Source organism: Aliidiomarina minuta (genome assembly GCF_003987145.1).
In the GTDB taxonomy this organism is placed as follows: Bacteria; Pseudomonadota; Gammaproteobacteria; order Enterobacterales; family Alteromonadaceae; genus Aliidiomarina; species Aliidiomarina minuta.
Map to the genome: position 1 here is coordinate 1204911 of NZ_PIPL01000001.1, position 19771 is coordinate 1224681.

Consider the following 19771-nt stretch of genomic DNA (forward strand, 5'->3'; position numbering starts at 1 on the left):
CAGGCGAAATTACATTTCAGCCAGCAAATCATCCAGACGTTGTGCCTGTTGCTCACGCAGCTCCGGCTCCAGATTAAAACGAGTAAAGAGTTCATCGCTGCAATTAATAACATCGACCATGCCAGCTACACTCCACAAGTCCTGCTCCAGCTGCTTGGCTTTATGCGCGGCATATAAATTAACGTATTTGAATTCATTGGCAATAAAACTGATATCCGGCTTACCGGTACGGCTAATCTCCAAACGCATGGCCAGCACTACGCCCTGTTCCATGCCATTGCGCACAAAAGCCTGCTCCACACTCGTCGACTTAAATTCATGCGCGAAGCGGCGCACTATTTTAAAATCATTGCCTTTTCTGCGAATAAAAGTAAACAGGGTCAATAACATCGGCCGTGACTGATTATCCAGTCGCAACCAGTGTCTTTTAATTTCCTGCTGCAGCACCGCTTCGTCCAGTAAGGGCCGCATACTGACCTTCTTCGAATCTTTCGACAGTCCCAGGCAAAGCTGCTTCATCACTTCATTCAGCGACGACACACCCACCTGACCGATGCTAAATTCGCCGCCCTTAGGGCGATGCAGATACAGCGGGAACGACATCATCGAATGGCTGTACAGGTTACGCAAACATAGCTGCAGGCCATGTAGACTAACCGACTGACGGGTAGCCAGTAATTCATCCAGGTTGCTCTCAATCATCTCAGCAATAAAATCACGCCCGGCGTGGGAAGACACATTAACGTCCACACGCAAATGCAAGGTATTGGCGTCCGAACTGACGTTCATTACTTCATAACGCAACCCTTTAAGGTCATGTTCTTTTCGGCGACGATTAAGTTGTGGCAGGTCAATTTCCACATAATCACCGGGCTTCACCTTGAGTGACTCTTCAATATCAATTTGCAGGCCCATGGTTGAAATATCGCGGGTGCTGCCCAGCGTGCTTTTATCGCCGACCCTTACCCGCGCCTGGGTGCGATAACCAAAACGGCTTTCAGAACGGAAATTCACGAAATCATAAGACACGCGCTGCAGTTCCGACGGTAACTTATGTGAAACCATGAAATCTTTTAATGCCGTCAGCTCTTCCCGGCTGCATTCATAATGCTGATAGTTTTTGACTGTCGGCGTGATATCACTAAGCAGGCCGACATGGGTCAGTCCGCCCAGTTGCTGCATTACATCAGGAGCTGGCGGCCGCTGTAAATGTTTCTCACGCTCCAGTATTTCTTTTGGCAGGGTCACTGGCAGCCAGGCTTTACCGGCATCCAGCACACTGAAATTAAAGCGATATACTTTAAAACTCGAAGTACGGCTGGCGAAACCGAGGAAAATACGGCGCAGCTCAGGGTCAGCAAGCTCGCTGTCGGTCGCTGAATAAAAATATACCTTGCCTTCGCGCAGCACCTGAAAACAAAAAATCAGATCGCTGGCTATTCCATCTGAGTTATTCTGCAAGGTTTTAAGGTAACGGGTCAGTCGCTTTCCGGTAAACAAAGACGGTAGCTGAATCTGGTTTTCTTCGTTCAGCCAGTCGTCCAGTATAAATGAGTTGTTCTGCGTCTCCAGTGCCATAGCGCTGAACATACGTTTCTCTTTACGCCGGAAAAATAACGGCAGGCTGCGCATGCGGGGAAAGTAGAACTGTTCATGGCCTTTAATAACCAGAGCGCTGTAAGTATTGTCTATATTCACTTTGTAACGGCGTTTATAACCGTTAATGAAACGCAGCATGAAGGCATCAAACTGGCTTGACTCAAAGTCCACGTCGCGCAGCAAGCGCAGGTACTGAACACCTTTATCCTGATCCACGGCTTTTACATCGTAGGGGACTTCAAGGTTAGGGTCGAAAGTAAATTCCTGCGCCAGGCCGGTAAAACGGACTCCTATCTGCTGCCCCTGATTAAACTCTACTCCGGGCGGTAGCTTAATGCGCATACCGCTGACCGAAATATTGGTGGTCATAGCTTCTACATCTTTACCGTCAGGAGCTTTCAGCATGACAGGAACGGTGAAGTTCATGCGCTCTTCACTGCGATGAAAATAACGACCAAAGGTAAAATAAGGCACTTCAAGATGGCCGATATCAGAGACAGCAGCTGCCACCTCTTCTGCCGGCTGGGGAACTCCACCGCGCTGGCTGCGTTCGCGTGCAGCCTGAATACGGTCCCGGGCAGCCTGGGCCCGCTTTTTCTCCCGGGCCGCCAGCACCCGGTAGTTATTTTCGGCGTTATGCACCTGTTCGTAGGTATCTTCAGTAAACACGCCGCGATAGCGATCCAGTCCCGCTTCAAAAATCTGAATCGCGACTTCATCCATATAATGCAGCACACCTTTGTGCTTGTAGGGGCGGCAATGGCCATCCACGCGTTTACGTAAATCTATGGCTTTTTTGCACGGACGCGCCAGCCGTCGCAATTCACCTTTCAGCTTGAAGCGATCAGGCCCCGACATCTCATTAGTCAGAGCGGCGAAAATCGAATCAAACTCAGGTTCATTAACGACAGGTTTTAGCTGTTCAATTAATTGTTGCTTGGCAACCGTGTCCATTTATAGGCTATCCTGCATTTTCTCGTTATTATGTTGACTATTAGCAGTATCGACCCATTATCGTAAGTCTTAACGGGAATGTCGATACCTTACCGAGTATCCAGGAGCAATCAGATAACCGCCATGGCTAAAGTAAAGCAAAAAACCGCCTATGTATGCACCGAATGTGGTGCTGACTTCCCGCGCTGGATGGGTCAGTGCAGCGAATGCAAAGCCTGGAACACCATTTCCGAGGTACGTCTTGGCAGTGGACCCGCGCGTCATCAGCAACCCCCTGGCCGGGCTGGCTTTACCGGCATGGTGGATGCCAAAGTACAAACCTTAAGCGACGTCGATCTGCAAAAGGTTCCGCGCTTTAGCAGTGGTTTTGCCGAGTTTGACCGGGTATTAGGCGGCGGTGTCGTACCAGGTTCCGCTATTTTAATCGGTGGTTCGCCCGGCGCGGGTAAAAGCACCCTGCTGTTGCAAACCATGTGTCAGTTATCCGAACACATGTCCGCTTTGTATGTCACCGGCGAAGAATCTTTGCAGCAGGTAGCCATGCGCGCTCAGCGTCTAAAGCTGCCTACTGATAAATTACGCATGCTGGCGGAAACCTCGGTAGAAACCATTTGCCAGCTCGCAGATCAGGAAAAACCCGCGATTATGGTGATTGACTCCATTCAGGTCATGCACCTGAGTGACATTCAATCAGCACCTGGTAGCGTTTCGCAGGTGCGCGAAACCGCCGCTTATCTGACCCGCTACGCCAAACAGAATCAGGTAGCTATTATCATGGTTGGGCATGTCACCAAAGACGGTTCTCTGGCCGGGCCTAAGGTACTGGAACACTGCATTGACTGTTCGGTTCTTCTCGATGGCGACAGCGACGCCCGTTATCGCACCATGCGCGGTACTAAAAACCGCTTCGGCCCGGTTAATGAGCTGGGAGTCTTTGCCATGACCGGCAGTGGCTTAAAAGAAGTGACAAACCCGTCAGCTATTTTCTTATCCCGTGCCGACGAACATGGTAGTGGATCGGTAGTCATGGTGATCTGGGAAGGAACCCGCCCGCTTTTAGTGGAAATACAGGCATTGGTCGACCATTCGCAATTGTCCAACCCCCGCCGCGTAGCCGTTGGCACCGAACAGAACCGCCTCGCGCTGTTACTGGCGGTATTGCATCGTCACGGCGGGTTAGCATTGGGTGACCAGGATGTCTTTGTCAATGTTGTTGGTGGTGTGCGTGTCACCGAAACCGGTTCCGATTTAGCCTTAATGCTGGCTATAGTGTCCAGCTTCAAGAACACCCCCCTGCCCCGCGATATGATCATTTTTGGCGAAGTCGGCCTCGCCGGTGAAATCCGCCCCGTGCCCAATGGCAGCGAACGCCTGAACGAAGCCGCCAAACACGGCTTCCGCCGCGCCATAGTCCCCATAGCCAACGCCCCCAAAACCAGCCCCGCCGGCATGGAAGTCATAGGCGTAAAAACCATAGCCCAAGCCCTGGAACACTGCTAAAACAACGGGTCACCGCAATACATGTAGTAACTGGCTCAGGTCTTTTTCGTCGATGCAATAGTCTGCGACTTCGCGCAATACGGGTTTGGCGTTAAAAGCAACGCCAAAGCCTGAGGCCTGCAACATCAACTTATCATTGGCACCATCGCCGACTGCCATTGTCTGCGAGCGGGGCAAGCCATATTGCTGGGTAAGGTTAATCAGCGTGTCGGCTTTGACCTGGCCGTCCACAATACGACCTCCAACTTTGCCTGTCAGTTGATCACCTTCAAACTCAAGAAAATTACTCACCACCACATCGAAGTTGAAACGGCGCGCTACCTCATCGGCAAACCAGGTAAAACCGCCCGACACCAACACCAAACGCCAGCGATTCTCGCGCAAGACCTTTAATAGCTCAGCGGCTCCGGGCATAATCGGCAACTCATCACGAATGGCATCCAGCATCGCCAGCTTAACGCCTTTAAGGGCGGCTACACGCTCACGTAAGCTTTGCGCAAAATCCAGCTCACCCAGCATAGCTTTTTCAGTAATAGCCGCAACCTGGTCTCCACAGCCCGCTACACGAGCTATTTCATCGATGCACTCCATATCAATAAGAGTTGAATCCATATCAAAAACTGCCAACCCTCGTTCCTTTAATAGCGGCGCAGGTCTTGGCTGATGACTATCAATAGAGGTACTCACGGGTGTGTTCACTCAGATTCCTTATTTATTTGTTTTTTCTGATCTAATCTCTTAACTGTAGCAGGAGAATTTTTTCTGCGCGCTACTAATTTATTGCCTCTGCGAAGTGCTTATTATAAAGTGTCCCGCATGCAGACATCCCTTATTAACTGGTCAAAACATTGGCTCATCTCTGGAGAGCACCTGTACCGGCGCATTTTGCAGTTTGCAGTGGCGGTCTTTTTGGCTATCTGGATTTTACAAACCTGGTACAGCACTGAGAAACAAGGTGAAGAAGTGCGCGTTCTGCATACCGAGCAGCTAGCCCGGGTAATTTTATCGCAGGCGGTACACGAAGCCCGTATCTGGTTATCGAATGATAACAGTGAAGGTCTTGAAGGCCTGGCTCAGCATCTGCAAAATCAGGATGGCATTCTGGAAGTTTCTATTCAGGACTCGCAAGGCAAGCCGCTCGTGCGTTCCGGCCATGATCAGGATGTGCACTCTTTTCTAAGAGAATTGCCGACTCACATGTGGGCTGTGCCTATGGTCAAACAAATCGAAGATCTTGCCGACGGTAATATTTTTGGCTACATGCGTATTACGTTCGACTACAATCGTATTATGGCCGACTCGCATGTTTACCAGCGCGCTTATATGCAGCAGACAGGGTTTATGCTTTTTCTTGCGGCTCTGGCTGGTGCGTTAGCTGCCACCGCATTTCTTAAACGCCGTCCACGACCCACTCCGCCAACGGAATAATTCAACTCATGGCCGCGCTTATCGACAGCCACTGCCATCTGGATTTTGCAGCATTCGACGAAGATCGCGCTGAAATGTTAATGCGCGCCCATCAGGTCGGCGTCACCCATTTTGTCGTCCCCGGAGTTACCCAGAAACAATGGCCGCGCCTGCGGGAACTGCAAAAACGCTATCAAAACTGGCATATCGCCTTTGGTTTGCATCCCTACTTTATTGAACAGCATGAAGAAAATCATCTGGAAATGCTCAGTCAGCAACTGCACGAAGGCGGTGCCGTAGCGGTAGGTGAAATTGGTTTAGACGCTACCTGCCCGGATATCAGCAAACAAAAAGAGCTACTGAAAGCACAACTTAAATTAGCCGCCGAGTTTGAATTGCCAGTTATTTTACATCACCGCAAAACGCTGGATGAAATGCTCAAGATGGTTAAGCAGGCGGGAATCGAGCACGGCGTTGTACACGCCTTTAGCGGTAGTCAGCAACAGGCTGAGCATTGGATTGAACAAGGCTTTAAGCTAGGTGTAGGCGGTGTCATTACCTACGACAGAGCTAATAAAACCCGCACTACTATTAGCAAAGTACCTTTGCAAAGTTTATTGCTGGAAACCGACAGCCCGGACATGCCCATGTGCGGCAAACAAGGCGAGCGCAACGAGCCCGCCTATATAACCCGCGCCCTCGACGCCTTATACGAACTCCGCGAAGAACCCCGCGACCAGGTACGTGCAGCTCTTTGGCAAAACACCCTGCAACTTTTCAAGATCGGTTAAAAAAACGGGGTCAGAGCTAAAATTCACCACTTCGCGGTGGTGAATTTTAGCTCTGACCCCGTTTTTTCAATGTTCCCGGGTGTGGTCGAATTTGATGTCGGGGTAGCGCTCTTGAGTTAACCCCAGGTTGGCCATGGTTGGTGCTATATAAGTAAGATTATCACCACCATCCAACGCCAGGTTGTGCTCGGTTTTACGTCTGAAATCATCCAGCTTTTTAGCGTCATCACTGTAGACCCAACGCGCCGTCGCCACCTGAATATTCTCGTAAATAGCATCCACGTTGTATTCAGACTTCAAACGATGAACCACAACATCAAACTGCAGCACGCCTACCGCGCCGACAATCAGATCGTTGCTGACTAAAGGCCTGAAAACCTGTACCGCGCCCTCTTCGGAAAGCTGAACCAACCCTTTCAGGAGCTGCTTTTGTTTTAAAGGGTCGCGCAAACGAATACGGCGGAACATTTCAGGAGCAAAATTCGGAATGCCGGAAAACTTAAAGCTTTCACCCGACGTGAACGTATCGCCAATCTGAATAGTCCCGTGGTTATGCAAACCGATAATGTCACCAGGATAGGCTTCTTCTACATGCTCACGGTCGCCGGCCAGGAACGTCAGAGCATCTGCAATGCGCACCTCTTTGCCAATGCGCACATGCTTCATCTTCATGCCTTTCTCGTACTTACCCGACACGATACGCATAAAAGCTACACGGTCACGGTGGCGCGGATCCATATTTGCCTGAATTTTAAAGACAAATCCGGAAAAGTCAGGGTTGCTTGCCTCAACGGCTGAACCCGTATCTGTTTCCCGGGAAAGCGGCGTAGGTGCCCATTCAATCAGGCCATCAAGCATATGATCAACGCCAAAATTACCCAACGCCGTACCAAAGAATACCGGTGTCAGCTCTCCGGCCAGGAACATTTCCAAATCAAATTCATTAGAAGCCCCCTTGACCAGATCAATCTGGTCGCGCAGTTCATCGGCGTAATAGCCGAGACGCTCATCCAGCTCCGGATTATCCAGCCCTTTAATCACATCCATTTCCTGGATTCGGTGGCCCTGTCCGCTCTTGTACAGAATGGTTTCATCACGCAATAGGTGGTAAACGCCCTTAAATTCCTTACCCGAACCAATTGGCCAGCTAACCGGCGCGCACATGATTTTTAGAACGTCTTCTACTTCATCCAACAAATCCAATGGGTCGCGAATGTCCCGATCCAGCTTGTTCATAAAGGTTAAAATTGGCGTATCACGCAGGCGAGTTACTTCCATTAACTTAATGGTTCTGTCTTCAACACCCTTGGCCGCGTCAATTACCATCAGGCAGGAATCCACCGCAGTCAGTGTCCGATAGGTATCTTCTGAGAAGTCTTCGTGGCCCGGGGTGTCCAGCAAATTAACCAGCTGCTCATGATAAGGAAACTGCATCACAGAGGTGGTCACCGAGATGCCCCGCTCTTTTTCCATTTCCATCCAGTCTGACTTCGCGTGCTGGCCTGACTTTTTACCCTTCACAGTCCCGGCTTTCTGCAGCTTTTGACCATGCAGAAGTACTTTCTCGGTGATGGTTGTTTTACCAGCATCCGGGTGCGAAATGATAGCAAAAGTGCGACGCTTCGCGACTTCCTGGGCAACGGCCTTGGCCAAATCAGACATGAGGAAACTCTTTTTTCAACGGGAATTCAAAGATACCGCGGATTTTACACCAAAGCCCCGCCCGTAAACAGACCCGCGGATAAAAACGGGGTCAGAGCTAAAATTCACCACCGCAAAGTGGTGAATTTTAGCTCTGACCCCATTATTTTTTACTAAGCCAGCGGCTTAAGGTGGTGTATGGGATCTCGAAAAACTTAGCCAGTTCAAGCTTGCTATAACTACCGCTTTTATAAGCTTCTATAACCGCTTTTTTCTTACCGCTATAACGTTCCTTATAGTGAGCCAAAGGCCAGGCTGGTGGGCGACTTTGACGACGGCTAACTCCACTCGATTTTGAACGCACTGTGCGTTTATTTAAATGCGCCCTGACAAACTCCTTATCACCCAAAAACACCTGATTTGTGAGTAACTTCTGCATATCCAACTCTTCCTTATCAAGGATATACTGCTCGAACTTACCCAGCGCCAGCGGCAGGCTCTGCGCAAAATGAGCGAGCACTTCATGTACGGCAAGCCAGTCAGGGGCTTCATAACGCCCTATTGTGGCATTGTAACTGGACCAGTAATACTGTCTCGGATGGTCGAAAATATTCGCTTTTACCGGATTTTGTAAAACGTAGCGAAGCAGGATTTTATAATAGTGATGAGTATCCACTAAAATCCCGGTAAAACGTCCCTGAAACAAGTGCCCACAACGCTCATGTTTGCGGTTTATGCGTTGCGTAAATACGCCGTTCAAGAAGTGCATTCCCTTGGAGAGATTAGCCTGTGGCGTTTCCACAAGAATGTGATAATGGTTTGTCATCAGACAATAAGCATGCACAATCCAGCCAAAACGCTCGCATGTCTGCTCCAGCGTATCCAGAAAAGTCCGGTAATCCTGTCGATCAAAAAAGATATTCTCCCGCTTATTACCTCGCGACATCACGTGATAAAAAGCGCCCTCAAATTGAATCCGCAGCGGTCTGGCCATAGCAATTCCCTCGCCATTAAAGTCCCACTATTCAAGTTAGCGGTAAGGGGCAATGGCTGCTACGGCGATATTGCGGATAAAAACGGGGTCAGAGCTAAAATTCACCACCGCAAAGTGGTGAATTTTAGCTCTGACCCCGTCGTTTTGATTCAACGCAAGGTGTTTCTACAGAAGCTCGACTATCATTGGCATGACTTCTTAACGGTATTCATTAAGTATATGGCGGAACAACAGGTTGTTTTTAGTGCAAAGGGATTAACCAAGGTTTACACCATGGGCGAGGTGGAAATTCATGCTTTGCGGGGTGTGGATCTTGAACTTTACCGCGGTGAACTGGTGGTTCTGCTTGGGGCGTCTGGTTCTGGCAAGTCGACCCTGCTTAATATTCTCGGCGGCCTTGATGCCCCCACCGGGGGCGATGTGCGCTATGGCGAGCAACACCTTACCGGCGTCAGTGATCGCCAACTTACCTTATTCCGACGCGAGCATGTCGGCTTCGTATTCCAGTTTTATAATCTGATCCCCAGCCTCACTGCCCGCGAAAACGTGGCAATAGTGACCGAAATCGCAAAAAGTCCAATGACCCCGGAAGAAGCGCTCGACCTGGTTGGCCTCAAAGACCGTATGGACCACTTCCCTGCTCAGCTTTCAGGCGGTGAGCAGCAGCGCGTCGCTATTGCCCGCGCGGTCGCAAAAAAGCCAGCGGTGCTTATGTGCGACGAGCCGACCGGCGCACTGGACTCCAAAACCGGCATCAAAGTTCTGCAAGTACTGAAAGACATAAACCAGGAGCTTGGCACCACCACTGCCGTCATTACCCACAACGAAATCATCGGTGAAATGGCCAACCGCGTGATCCGCCTCAGCGATGGCCGGGTTAGCGACATCCACATTAATGAGCAAATCAAGAACCCCGAGGAACTGCACTGGTGAAGCCGCTCACGCTCAAATTATGGCGCGATTTACGAACTATGGCAGGCCAGGTAGCAGCCATTGCTACGATTATTGCCGCCGGCGTGATGGTGCTGATTATTACCGTCAGCAATCTCGACGCTATCCGTCTTTCAACCACCGCCTTTTACCAACAAAACAACTTCGCCGACATCTTCAGCGAGGCTCGCAGAGCCCCCAACTCACTGGTCGAACGCGCGAATAATATCGACGGCGTCAGTCTGGCAGAATCGCGCATCAGCACCATGGTCCGCATTCAGGTCACAGATTTTGAAGAGCCTATACAGGGCCGTATGATTTCCCTGCCCGACGGCGAACAAAGCCAGCTCAACCGGGTTTCTATCCTGCAAGGCGAGCGCCCGCAACGTGGCCAGAATCAGCATGTAGTTATCAGCCAGCCCTTTGCCCAGGCGCATAATCTGCAACCCGGCGACCGTATTGAAGCAATCATGAATGGCCAGCTTGAACGGCTCACCATTACCGGTATCGGCCTGTCTCCGGAGTTTATTTACCAGCTCGGTCCCGCTGACTTATTACCCGATTACAGTCGCTTCGGAATTTTCTGGATGAACCGTGAGGCCATGGCTTCAGCCTTCGACATGACCGGGGCTTTCAATAGCATTAGTGTCAGCCTGCAAAGTGGCGCTGCCCAGGAACCTGTCATTGAACAACTGGACCAGCTACTGGAACCTTACGGCAGCCGCGGCGCCTACCACCGCAGTGAACAAATCTCCCATCAGTTTATCGAACAGGAAATTGAACAACTCGAAGTCATGGCCATCCTGCTGCCGGTGATATTCCTAGGCGTTGCGGCCTTCCTGCTCAATGTTTTAATGACCCGGATTATCCGCAGCCAGCGCCAGCCAATTGCCATTTTAAAAGCCTTTGGTTATCACAATCACGAAATCGTCAGGCACTTTTTGTCGCTCACTTTCGTTATTATTATCCTGGGTGTCCTTGTGGGGGCTGTGGTCGGAACCTGGGTCGCCGAGCCGGTCGCTGCAATATACGCTGAATACTTCCGCTTCCCCGAGTTTCGCTTTCAAACTCAGCCAGCCAGTATTGTACTGGCCGCGGCCATTGCTCTGGCCGCTGGCTTTATCGCCACGCTCCGTGCGGTATACAAAGCCGCCAAACGGGCACCGGCGGAAGCCATGCGCCCGCCAGTCCCGTTGAGTTTCAAAAAGAGCTGGCTCGACACACCGCTGTTTCGCCAGCGCTTTAGTCAGCCGGTACGTATTATCATACGTAATCTGATGCGCCAGCCACTGCGCGCCATACTTTCCGTATTCGGTATTGCCCTCTCTGGCGGTTTATTGCTGCTTGGCAGCTACATGTTCACCGCTATGGATCATATGCTGGACATCCAGTATCGCCACTTGCTGCGCATGAACCTGGAAGTCCACTTCATCGAACCCACTAATGAAACCGAACTCAGCACGCTGCGAGCGCAACCCGGAGTACGTTATGCCGAAGGCTTTCGTCAGGTTCCGATTCGAATTACCCACTCACGGCAGCAGTACCGCACCAGTCTGTTGGGTTTTGAAGCCAACTCGCACCTGCGTCAATTAAATGACGACCCAACACGCCAGCCCGAGCTTCCTACCGAAGGCATACTCATCACCGACTATCTCGCGGATTATCTTGGCGTAAAACCAGGCGATAACGTAACCGTCGAGGTATTGTCCGACACCCCCCGCACTCTGGATATCACCGTAGCAGATATCGTCAGCGAGCCCCTCGGACTTGGTGCTTATATGGAACGGCGTGCACTAAATCGGCTTCTACGCGAAGGGCCCTCGATTAACGGCGCCTGGATAATACACGACCAACAGGAGCAAGAGCTGTTATTCAGCCGCCTGCGGGATATGCCGCAAATTGTCTCCATTGGCCAAATAAGTGATGCAGAGCGGGAAATTCGTGAATACCTCGACGACACTATACTGGTCACCATGGCGGTCCTGCTGCTACTGGCCGGTTCTATTACCTTTGCGGTGGTTTATAACAACGCCCGTATTATATTCGCAGAACGGGAACGGGAGCTTGCCACACTTCGTGTGCTTGGGCTGACTCGCGGTGAAGTCAGCGCCATCCTGGTCGGTGAACTGGCAATTATTGTCATGCTCTCGATTCCGCTGGCCTGGCTCATTGGCACCGGTTTTTCGTGGTCACTGGTCACCGGCATGAGCACCGACCTATTTCGGGTACCTTTTGTCATGGACCGCTTTATGTACGCTTTTTCGGCCGTAGGAGTGCTGCTTGCAGCCTCACTATCCATTATTCTTATTCTTCGGCGTCTATTCCGGTTGGACATGATGTCGTCTTTAAAAACAGAGTAACTGATTATGAAACTTGCAACTAAGCCCCTTATATTCAGCGTCATAGGTGTGGCGCTTCTCATACTTATCGTCTGGGCGCTAAGACCGGGCCCGATCCAGGTAAGCACGGCCGTGGCCGAACAAGGCCATTTTGCTGAATATGTCGAGGAAGAGGCCCGTACGCGACTGCGTAATACCTATAATATTTCAGCACCTATTCAGGGCTACCTGCAACGCGTCGAGCTCGAACCCGGTGACAGCGTCGAAGCCGGTGAGACCTTATTTGCACTCGAAACCACCCCAACACCATCGCTTGATGCCCGTAGCCGCGAACAGGCCCGCGAAACTCTCGCCGCCGCGCGTTCACGTCGCAACGCAGCTCAGGCCGTTTGGGAGAATCAGGTCGCGGAACATGAATTTGCACAGCGCGAATTCGCCCGTATTGAAAATCTGCACGGACAAGCGCTGGTTTCACAAACCGAGCTGGAGCGAGCGGCGAATACTCTGGCCCGGGCCCACGCTAATGAACGCGCTGCAAAGGCTTCTCTGGAGTCGGCCAGTTACGAAGTTGATAATGCCCGGGCGGTGCTGGAAATAACCGAAGGCACTCGCACCGAAAGTCAGCTACCCGTAGTTTCCCCTATTGAAGGGGTCGTACTGCAACTGCACCGTTGTTGCGAAGGCGTCGTTGCACCCGGTCAGGAAATCATGCAACTGGGCAATCTTGACGAACTGGAAGTCAGAGTAGATGTACTCTCCGCTGATGCGGTACGAATTACCCCAGGCATGAAAGTTGAGTTCGAGCGCTGGGGCGGCGAAGGCGCTTTATACGGGCAAGTACGCCGGGTTGAACCCGCAGGCTACACCCGTTATTCAGCATTGGGCATCGAGGAGCAACGGGTGCCTGTCTATGTCGAATTCACTTCAGAGCGGGACAAGTGGCAGCAGCTCGGCTACGGCTACCGGCTAGAGAGCATTATCACCTTGTGGGAAAGTGACGATGTCATACATATCCCCGTCAACGCCCTCTTTCGTGAGGATGACACCTGGCATGTATTCGTTGTCGAAAACGGCCGCGCTCGTTTACAGGCGGTTGAAACAGGACGTCGCAGCGGGATCCGCCAACAAATAACCAGCGGTCTTCAGGGTGGGCAACGAGTCATCACCCACCCGCCATCCGACCTAAGCCACAACCAACGCGTCCAGTGGTGAATAAAACGGGGTCAGAGCTAAAATTCACCACTTTGCGGTGGTGAATTTTAGCTCTGACCCCGTTTTTCTCCGCTTATCCCAGTCGCATGACGACGGCGGTTTCTTTCAGGTTGGCTGGGGGTATTGGCGGGTAGTAGGCGGGCCGGCGACCGATATCGCGGAAACCCGCTTTACGATATAAGGCGATAGCGGCGGCATTGCCCTCCCGGACTTCCAGAAACACAGAGGCCTTAATCTCAGCTTTTTCATCCGACACATAGTCAATAATATCGCGTAGCAACAAAGCGCCCAGGCCCTTACCCTGCTGGGATGGGTGCACTGCTACATTCATTAGTGTCAACTCACCCGCCACTTCACGGCAGATACTGAATCCCTGAGCGACGCCATCCAGCCATAAACCACGCAAGCGGTAGCCGCGACCGCTACAGCTTAAGAAAGCCGGATTTGACCAGGGGGCGCCGTGAGCAGCGCACTCAATCTGATAAAACACAGGGTCATCAATACAAAAAGGAGCTATCAGGACAGCCATGAGCTTAGCTGCTGCCAGAGTTGGCGCTTTTGTTCAGGGGTAAGCGGATGTTCCGTATAAGGCTGGCCATCTACGTAGGCCTCAGCGCTCGAGGGGCCGTTTATCTCGACTGGTTTCTCGGCAGCCTGAACAGCTAAATCCTGTAACCAACCCAAACCAGTAACAGGCAACCTATGGTCAAAACGAAATACCCAGGGCCCCAGGCGGTAAAACGCATAAGTTACAGGCTCGGCCTCAGGCGCAGGCTCAACCGCCGCTGGCCCCTCAGCCACCTTAAACTTCCATAAAGGAATGCCAATTTCCTGCAGGCAATCGAGTTGTCGTTTTGTCCACTGCGCCATCGCCGGGTCCATTTCTGAATTTATAAAGATAATAAGCTAGGCACGTATTATTCACGCTGGGCGTGTGAGACACAAGGTGAAAAGTGGTGAATTTTAGCCCTGACCCCGTGGGTTTGTTAATTTTGCGTATAGTGTTTGGCGTTGTGGTTAGGAGTCACTATCTTTATGAAAAAGGCTATTAGACAACTTTGCTGATTATCAGGAGGGAATATGAAAACCTCATTCTATGCAGGCGCGCTACTGGCCGCCGCTTTTACTGTAACAGCATGTGGTCCGCCAGACCAAGAGGACCCTGCCGATCCTACACCCGAGCAGCAGCCACGTGAAGCTTTTCGCGGTGACTCTGAACCTACCGATCTCACCGACGCAGAGCGACGCTCTCAGGAGGGAACCTACCCACGCGCGGAAGAAGGCATGCCTGGTGAGAGAGAACACCAACAGCTTTACGAAGATATTACGCGATATGAACACCGCACCCAGGCAGACAATCCGGCCCAGTGTGAAGTAATGGCACTGGGTTTTAATCCAGCAGGCGGCCCGGAACGGTATATCGTTTACTCCACCCGGGACATGGACAACGAGGAGCGCTACCAGTTACAAGCAAACCTGGATCGCTACAATCAGGCAGAACGTAATATGTGGAGCGACCAGCAGGCAACTAACGAGGCGCAGCGCACCGAGCGACCCGAAGTGCGCTTAGAAGACGGTCACTGTGTTGCTTATCATGGTTAACTAATTCAACGCGAGGGAGAACATATGAAGACTTCACTCAGTCTGGTATCCATAGTCGCGGCACTCACCCTCGCAGGATGCAGCCCCGTAGATGAGGATACCGCAACAGCTCCGGTTAAAGACCCCGAGCCCAATGATCACCATCGGTCCGACCGGACTGCCGAGCAAATTGCCGAGGGCGGTACCTTTGATCAGGCAGAGGAGATACGGCGCGAGCAGGAAGATTACGGGCACTTGCCTGACGAAATCGCCTACTATGTGCGTCAGGATGCTGCCGACAATGAAGATCAGTGTGAAATCATTGCAGTGGGGCATTCACCCTGCGGAGGTCCGGAATCCTACGTCGTATTTTCTACACGCGATATAAGTGACGACGAGCTGCGACAACTACGTGACAATGTGGAGCGCTTTAACCGCGCGGAACAGGACAGACAAGCAGATGAAGAAACAGCCGGCACCTGTGAAGTAGCCGTAGAGCCCCAGGCTCGCTTTCGCGATGGCCGTTGTGTCCCCCACTCAGAAAAACGCACAGTGATGGACGGGGAAGATCAAATCGATTAAAGCTGGCAGGGGTGGAGGGATTCGAACCCCCAACCGTCGGTTTTGGAGACCGCTGTTCTACCAATTGGAACTACACCCCTGCAGATTGGTGCAAGGCATTATACTGGGCGACAAAGCGCTGACAAGTGTTTTATATCAACTAGCTAAACATCTGCTGCTTTATTATGCATAATATTGTTTTTGTTATGCTAAGTTATAGCAAAACCATGCAGCAAAGCAGGAGTTCCGTACCATGAACATCAAGATTCTAGGTTGTAGCGGCGGGCTAACGGGGGCTGCAACAGCAGGTGCTTCCTCGGGTTCTACCTGCATCCAGGTCAGCGAGAGCATTATTATTGACGCCGGTTCAGGTCTTAATCGTTTATCGCTCGAACAAATGCGCAACATTGAACATGTGGTGTTAACCCACGCACATATGGACCATATCTGCGCGCTACCGATGTTTCTGGGCAATCTTTTTGACCATATCGACCACCCTGTTACCATACACGCGCTGCCGGAAACTATTGAAGTGCTCAAAGACTGTATTTTCAATTCGCAGATCTGGCCGGACTTAACCCAGTTACCCTCAGCAGAGAAGCCGTTAATGCAGTTTCATACCGTGCAACCCTGGCGCGCTTTCACACTCGACGACATTGAATTCACGCCATTTTTTGTCGAGCACTCAGTACCTACGGTAGGTTACAGTCTGCGCCACCAACAGGAACACTTTGTATTCGCCGCCGACACCACTGCCAGTGAAGTATTGAATGACGAGCTGAACCGCCTCGGTAATATCGACACCCTGATGATCGAATGCTCCTTCCCCAACAGCAAAGCAGAAATAGCGCTGATGTCCCGACACATGACACCACGTATGGTGGAGCTAACCTTAGAAAGCCTGGCTGCACAGCCCCACAAGATCTGGATAACTCACTTAAAACCCAGCTACGAGCAACAAATACGACACGACATCCGCGCCAACCCCGACTACCACCATTGGCAGGTGCTGCGCTAAGCTACCACGGCAGGCGGAGCCTGCCCTACCGATCTGCGTGCCAAACTCCCCCCGGCAAGGTCCATGGTAGGGCAGGCTCGGCCTGCCGATCTGCGTATCAAACTCCCCCCGGGCAGGGTCCATGGTAGGGCAGGCTCGGCCTGCCGATCTGCGTGCCAAACTCCCCGGGCAGGGCCCACGGTAGGGCAGGCTCCGCCTGCCGATCTGCGTACCAAACTCCCCGGGCAGGGTCCATGGTAGGGCAGGCTCGGCCTGCCGATCTGCGTGCCAAACTCCCCCCGGCAAGGTCCATGGTAGGGCAGGCTTGGCCTGCCGTGGAAACAATACGCATGCACAATATAAAAAAGGCCCCGAAGGGCCTTTAGACAAACACTATTATTGCGAACTTAACGGGCTATATGCAGTTCAAACTCACGCTCTGTACGTGAAGGTCGTGCTGCACGAACAAGGTCGCTCGAACGTAGTTGCTGAACTAAAGCCAGGATATCTTCGTGTCCTGCAGTATCCAACACACCAACTCCTGTGCTCTGGTCCTGATAAACCACACTCAAACCAAATTCACGGGCAACGTCGCTAACACTTACATTGTTAGCCAGGACGGTAATCGTACGCGGAGCTTCAGATTGGTCTCCACGAGCAGCCAGAGTTTCCACTCTAAGATCACGATGCGATACTTTCGGTAGCGCTGAGCGGTCAAAATCTCCCTGCTCCATACGTGCATTTAATGCCTGACGTACTTCAAGTGCGCGCTCACCAGCTACTGCCTCACGAGCTTGCAAGTTCTGAGTTGACGCTTCTGCCTGCTGTAAGCGTGAATCGTTTATAACCCGCTCTCCAGCCAGTGCAGAGCTACTCATCGCTAAAGCGGCTAATGCCGTCATAATCATTATTTTTTTCATGATGAACTCCTTTTAGTGTCCAAATACGCGCATTTGCGCCGCAAACAGCGAGCTGTCCACACTGTTGTTAAGATATATATCGCGGTCACTACCGTTGGTATCTACAATTCGAACGGTCCATGTTCCCTGCGCTGATTCACCTAAAAAGGCGTTAGTCAGAATCGGACCTTCAGTTGCATACGCATAGCCTGCGAACGGAGCTGCCTGTCCCATAAATGCCCCTAAACCTGTGCGCGATGTTGCAATAACTGATGTAGTACCGGCCGGTGAGGTTACTTCAATAGCAATATCAGACGCAGCCGTGCTACCAGAACGTTCGCCCATCAGGACTTCGAGAAGATCAGGATTAACTATATCGAAGCCAAATTGAACGCCCTCAATAGTCACTTCGTCCTCCACCTCGAAAGAGAGCTCAACCCCTTCAGCATTGTTATCAGGAATGGCAACGCCATCGTCGCTAACGTCAAACTCCAGCCAGTCCGTTTCAATTAACTCTGGCAATGAGACCGAACCAGAACGAGCAAGTTCAACTGCAGCGCCAGCATCCGGGCGGCCAAAGCCGTAATTATTGTTGAAACTATAACCCGCGGCATTCTCTACCCAACCTGGGTGCGCAACAAATTCACTTTCCCCGATAGCGATGTTAATTGGCATTTCTTCAGAATCAACCTGAGTCGCTGTTGCGGCCAGGATATAGCGAATTTCACGCCAGTTTAAATCAGGGTCAGCAGCAGCAATCAGCGCAACCACACCACTGGTGTTTGGCGCAGCTGACGAGGTTCCGTTAAACGTGTTGGTATAGTTGCACGAGCTGTTAAACTCATCATTAAAACTGCCTTCAGGGCTGTTAAATGGGTATGCCCGGGCATAAAAGTTTGCAACACCCTCTGACGCCGCCAGAACAGCAACGCCATTGTTGTCCTGCTCAAACCAGCTGGAGTAACCTCTGGTACAGGTTGTTTGATCTGTAGTCACCATGGCCGGTTCTTCACTGCCAAACTCACCAGCCGGCGCTGCCACCAGCAGATTTGAACCCGATGTTGAATAACTTACATGACCCCCATCTGGATTCACGGCACCTACTGAGATGGAATAAAAACTGGAGTTAAAAGTGTCCCAGTTGCCATCAGCACAGCTTAATACACGGGAAAAGTTCCCTACCAGGCCTGCCTGTTGAAGATCACACAATGCATCTGCTTCAGTGGTACCACCGTTGATAAATGAATTACCAGATGACTTAATATTCAGCGCACCCAGGCCATTTCTCAGGTGTTTCGCCGGGTAAGACACCATCGCTTCGTCGATTTCATCAACACCGTAAAAATAAGGACCCGGTAAGCCGTAGCTGCGGTTAAATGCAACGACATTGTCTGTGGTCGAAATACCAGAGCCTGCCATACCATGAATCGCTGCATCGACACGATCCCAACCAGTAGCCGTCAATGAAAGGTCTGGCACCAGGTAGTTCATTGCAATTAAGCTTGCATCAGGTGCAACACCACGTCCACCGCGCTCATTCCAGCCCTCAGCCGCAATCAGACCCGCTACCGATGTACCATGGTCGCCGCCATTGCCTGTCTTAGTAGCGTCGGTACGATCAGACACTTCAAGAAAGTTAACAGAACGCCCTGGCAGTATATTGGCGTATAAATCTTCATGATTCATGGCCATGCCTTCGTCAACAACAACAACGATAGAACCTTCGCCGGTGACGCCGTGCTTATATGCACCAATAACGTTTAAGTCTTCACCAGGAACAAGCAAGTCAGGATTCGGAACAATGACCTCGTTCACTATATCTTCCGGGTTACCGAGCGCAATATAGAACTCGCGCCAGGCTTCATAGGTTTCATCCGACATCGCAAAACCGGTCTGTCCGGTGTTGTACAGATGCCATTGTTCGTGCGCCAGCGGGTCGCCAGACACATGCCCAATAGTGACAGTGCCCGTATCTTCGAGTGAGCCATCGCTCGCTTCATACTCAAAAGACACATTGCTACCACTAGTCAGAGGAATATAGGTGAAGGCAAAAGTCGAAGAATCTAAGTCAAGAAGGCCATGGCTAAATTCATAATAGCCATCGCTATTTTGCGATACAGGGCTACCACCTTCATAGAAACTAATCGTAATATCGTCTCCGTCTGGATCAGACGCCGGTAATGTCCCTTGTACACCAACCCATTGGCGCTGTTCCCCTAATGATACATCTTCCGCCACTGGTGCTGTGTTGCTGCTACCGCCGCAAGCTACCAAGCTCCCTGCGACCAGAACCGCTAGTGCGGAAAGCTGAAATGAACTCTTCATTTTACTTCCTTTTTATTAGAATATGCCGTCTCGTACGGCCA

17 protein-coding genes and 1 tRNA gene are annotated in these 19771 nt (G+C 51.4%); 9 read left to right on the forward strand and 9 right to left on the reverse strand.

Going from position 1 to position 19771, the window contains the following annotated elements; all coding sequences use genetic code 11:
- Window positions 1-9: 9 nt before the first annotated feature.
- On the reverse strand, window positions 10-2553 hold the full coding sequence (locus tag CWE09_RS05800) for a PilZ domain-containing protein (RefSeq protein ID WP_126803046.1): 2544 nt from the start codon (window positions 2551-2553) through the stop codon (window positions 10-12).
- Between the two features lie 123 nt (window positions 2554-2676).
- Between CWE09_RS05800 and radA the strand changes: the two genes are divergently transcribed.
- Window positions 2677-4053: a DNA repair protein RadA gene (gene radA / locus CWE09_RS05805; protein WP_126803047.1), complete on the forward strand. Its 1377-nt coding sequence runs from the start codon at window positions 2677-2679 to the stop codon at window positions 4051-4053.
- 9 nt (window positions 4054-4062) lie between these two features.
- Here radA and serB read toward each other — a convergent pair whose 3' ends face one another.
- Entirely contained in the window at window positions 4063-4752 is a 690-nt protein-coding gene (serB, locus tag CWE09_RS05810) for a phosphoserine phosphatase SerB (RefSeq protein ID WP_126803048.1), read from the reverse strand.
- Window positions 4753-4869: 117 nt separating this feature from the next.
- Between serB and CWE09_RS05815 the strand changes: the two genes are divergently transcribed.
- Window positions 4870-5481 (forward strand): AhpA/YtjB family protein, encoded by a 612-nt coding sequence (locus tag CWE09_RS05815; RefSeq protein ID WP_126803049.1) that lies wholly within the window; start codon window positions 4870-4872, stop codon window positions 5479-5481.
- A gap of 8 nt (window positions 5482-5489) precedes the next feature.
- Window positions 5490-6251, forward strand: coding sequence for a TatD family hydrolase (locus CWE09_RS05820; protein WP_126803050.1), 762 nt, complete (start codon window positions 5490-5492; stop codon window positions 6249-6251).
- 66 nt (window positions 6252-6317) lie between these two features.
- Here CWE09_RS05820 and prfC read toward each other — a convergent pair whose 3' ends face one another.
- Window positions 6318-7913: a peptide chain release factor 3 gene (prfC, locus tag CWE09_RS05825; RefSeq protein WP_126803051.1), complete on the reverse strand. Its 1596-nt coding sequence runs from the start codon at window positions 7911-7913 to the stop codon at window positions 6318-6320.
- 142 nt (window positions 7914-8055) lie between these two features.
- Entirely contained in the window at window positions 8056-8886 is an 831-nt protein-coding gene (locus CWE09_RS05830; protein ID WP_126803916.1) for a transposase, read from the reverse strand.
- 159 nt (window positions 8887-9045) lie between these two features.
- On the opposite strand from CWE09_RS05830, the gene CWE09_RS05835 reads away from it, so the two are divergent.
- The 3 genes from CWE09_RS05835 to CWE09_RS05845 are packed head-to-tail and all read left to right on the forward strand — an operon-like array spanning window position 9046 to window position 13367.
- Window positions 9046-9819 (forward strand): ABC transporter ATP-binding protein, encoded by a 774-nt coding sequence (locus tag CWE09_RS05835; protein WP_241974304.1) that lies wholly within the window; start codon window positions 9046-9048, stop codon window positions 9817-9819.
- A complete protein-coding gene (locus CWE09_RS05840) occupies window positions 9816-12176 on the forward strand; it encodes an ABC transporter permease (protein ID WP_126803052.1) in 2361 nt (786 codons plus the stop codon). Before CWE09_RS05835 ends, CWE09_RS05840 begins: the two co-directional genes overlap by 4 nt.
- 6 nt (window positions 12177-12182) lie before the next feature.
- On the forward strand, window positions 12183-13367 hold the full coding sequence (locus CWE09_RS05845; protein ID WP_126803053.1) for an efflux RND transporter periplasmic adaptor subunit: 1185 nt from the start codon (window positions 12183-12185) through the stop codon (window positions 13365-13367).
- 73 nt (window positions 13368-13440) lie between these two features.
- Here the strand turns inward: CWE09_RS05845 and CWE09_RS05850 are convergent, their stop codons facing one another.
- Both CWE09_RS05850 and CWE09_RS05855 read right to left on the reverse strand, forming a co-directional pair.
- Complete coding sequence (locus CWE09_RS05850) at window positions 13441-13896, reverse strand: GNAT family N-acetyltransferase (RefSeq protein WP_126803054.1); 456 nt, start codon at window positions 13894-13896, stop codon at window positions 13441-13443.
- Window positions 13884-14237 carry a hypothetical protein gene (locus CWE09_RS05855; RefSeq protein ID WP_126803055.1) on the reverse strand — a complete coding sequence of 118 codons (354 nt, stop codon included), beginning with the start codon at window positions 14235-14237 and terminating at the stop codon, window positions 13884-13886. Before CWE09_RS05855 ends, CWE09_RS05850 begins: the two co-directional genes overlap by 13 nt.
- A gap of 210 nt (window positions 14238-14447) precedes the next feature.
- On the opposite strand from CWE09_RS05855, the gene CWE09_RS05860 reads away from it, so the two are divergent.
- Complete coding sequence (locus tag CWE09_RS05860; RefSeq protein WP_126803056.1) at window positions 14448-14969, forward strand: hypothetical protein; 522 nt, start codon at window positions 14448-14450, stop codon at window positions 14967-14969.
- A 24-nt stretch (window positions 14970-14993) separates the two neighbouring features.
- Window positions 14994-15530, forward strand: coding sequence for a hypothetical protein (locus CWE09_RS05865; RefSeq protein ID WP_126803057.1), 537 nt, complete (start codon window positions 14994-14996; stop codon window positions 15528-15530).
- A gap of 3 nt (window positions 15531-15533) precedes the next feature.
- Here the strand turns inward: CWE09_RS05865 and CWE09_RS05870 are convergent.
- Window positions 15534-15610 (reverse strand) — tRNA-Trp (locus CWE09_RS05870).
- Window positions 15611-15762: 152 nt separating this feature from the next.
- Between CWE09_RS05870 and CWE09_RS05875 the strand changes: the two genes are divergently transcribed.
- A complete protein-coding gene (locus CWE09_RS05875; RefSeq protein WP_126803058.1) occupies window positions 15763-16527 on the forward strand; it encodes a 3',5'-cyclic-nucleotide phosphodiesterase in 765 nt (254 codons plus the stop codon).
- Window positions 16528-16913: 386 nt separating this feature from the next.
- On the opposite strand, the gene CWE09_RS05880 is transcribed toward CWE09_RS05875, so the two are convergent.
- Window positions 16914-17426 (reverse strand): hypothetical protein, encoded by a 513-nt coding sequence (locus tag CWE09_RS05880; RefSeq protein WP_126803059.1) that lies wholly within the window; start codon window positions 17424-17426, stop codon window positions 16914-16916.
- 12 nt (window positions 17427-17438) lie between these two features.
- Window positions 17439-19730 (reverse strand): S8 family serine peptidase, encoded by a 2292-nt coding sequence (locus tag CWE09_RS05885; protein WP_126803060.1) that lies wholly within the window; start codon window positions 19728-19730, stop codon window positions 17439-17441.
- Between the last annotated feature and the right edge of the window lie 41 nt (window positions 19731-19771).

Coding starts and splice junctions, on each gene's coding strand:
- CWE09_RS05860 (WP_126803056.1), top strand. CDS start 14,448: ATGAAAACCTCATTCTATGCAGGCGCGCTACTGGCCGCCGCTTTTACT.
- CWE09_RS05875 (WP_126803058.1), top strand. CDS start 15,763: ATGAACATCAAGATTCTAGGTTGTAGCGGCGGGCTAACGGGGGCTGCA.
- CWE09_RS05880 (WP_126803059.1), bottom strand. CDS start 17,426: ATGAAAAAAATAATGATTATGACGGCATTAGCCGCTTTAGCGATGAGT.
- CWE09_RS05815 (WP_126803049.1), top strand. CDS start 4,870: ATGCAGACATCCCTTATTAACTGGTCAAAACATTGGCTCATCTCTGGA.
- CWE09_RS05885 (WP_126803060.1), bottom strand. CDS start 19,730: ATGAAGAGTTCATTTCAGCTTTCCGCACTAGCGGTTCTGGTCGCAGGG.
- CWE09_RS05820 (WP_126803050.1), top strand. CDS start 5,490: ATGGCCGCGCTTATCGACAGCCACTGCCATCTGGATTTTGCAGCATTC.
- CWE09_RS05865 (WP_126803057.1), top strand. CDS start 14,994: ATGAAGACTTCACTCAGTCTGGTATCCATAGTCGCGGCACTCACCCTC.
- CWE09_RS05800 (WP_126803046.1), bottom strand. CDS start 2,553: ATGGACACGGTTGCCAAGCAACAATTAATTGAACAGCTAAAACCTGTC.
- CWE09_RS05850 (WP_126803054.1), bottom strand. CDS start 13,896: ATGGCTGTCCTGATAGCTCCTTTTTGTATTGATGACCCTGTGTTTTAT.
- CWE09_RS05830 (WP_126803916.1), bottom strand. CDS start 8,886: ATGGCCAGACCGCTGCGGATTCAATTTGAGGGCGCTTTTTATCACGTG.
- CWE09_RS05855 (WP_126803055.1), bottom strand. CDS start 14,237: ATGGCGCAGTGGACAAAACGACAACTCGATTGCCTGCAGGAAATTGGC.
- radA (WP_126803047.1), top strand. CDS start 2,677: ATGGCTAAAGTAAAGCAAAAAACCGCCTATGTATGCACCGAATGTGGT.
- CWE09_RS05845 (WP_126803053.1), top strand. CDS start 12,183: ATGAAACTTGCAACTAAGCCCCTTATATTCAGCGTCATAGGTGTGGCG.
- prfC (WP_126803051.1), bottom strand. CDS start 7,913: ATGTCTGATTTGGCCAAGGCCGTTGCCCAGGAAGTCGCGAAGCGTCGC.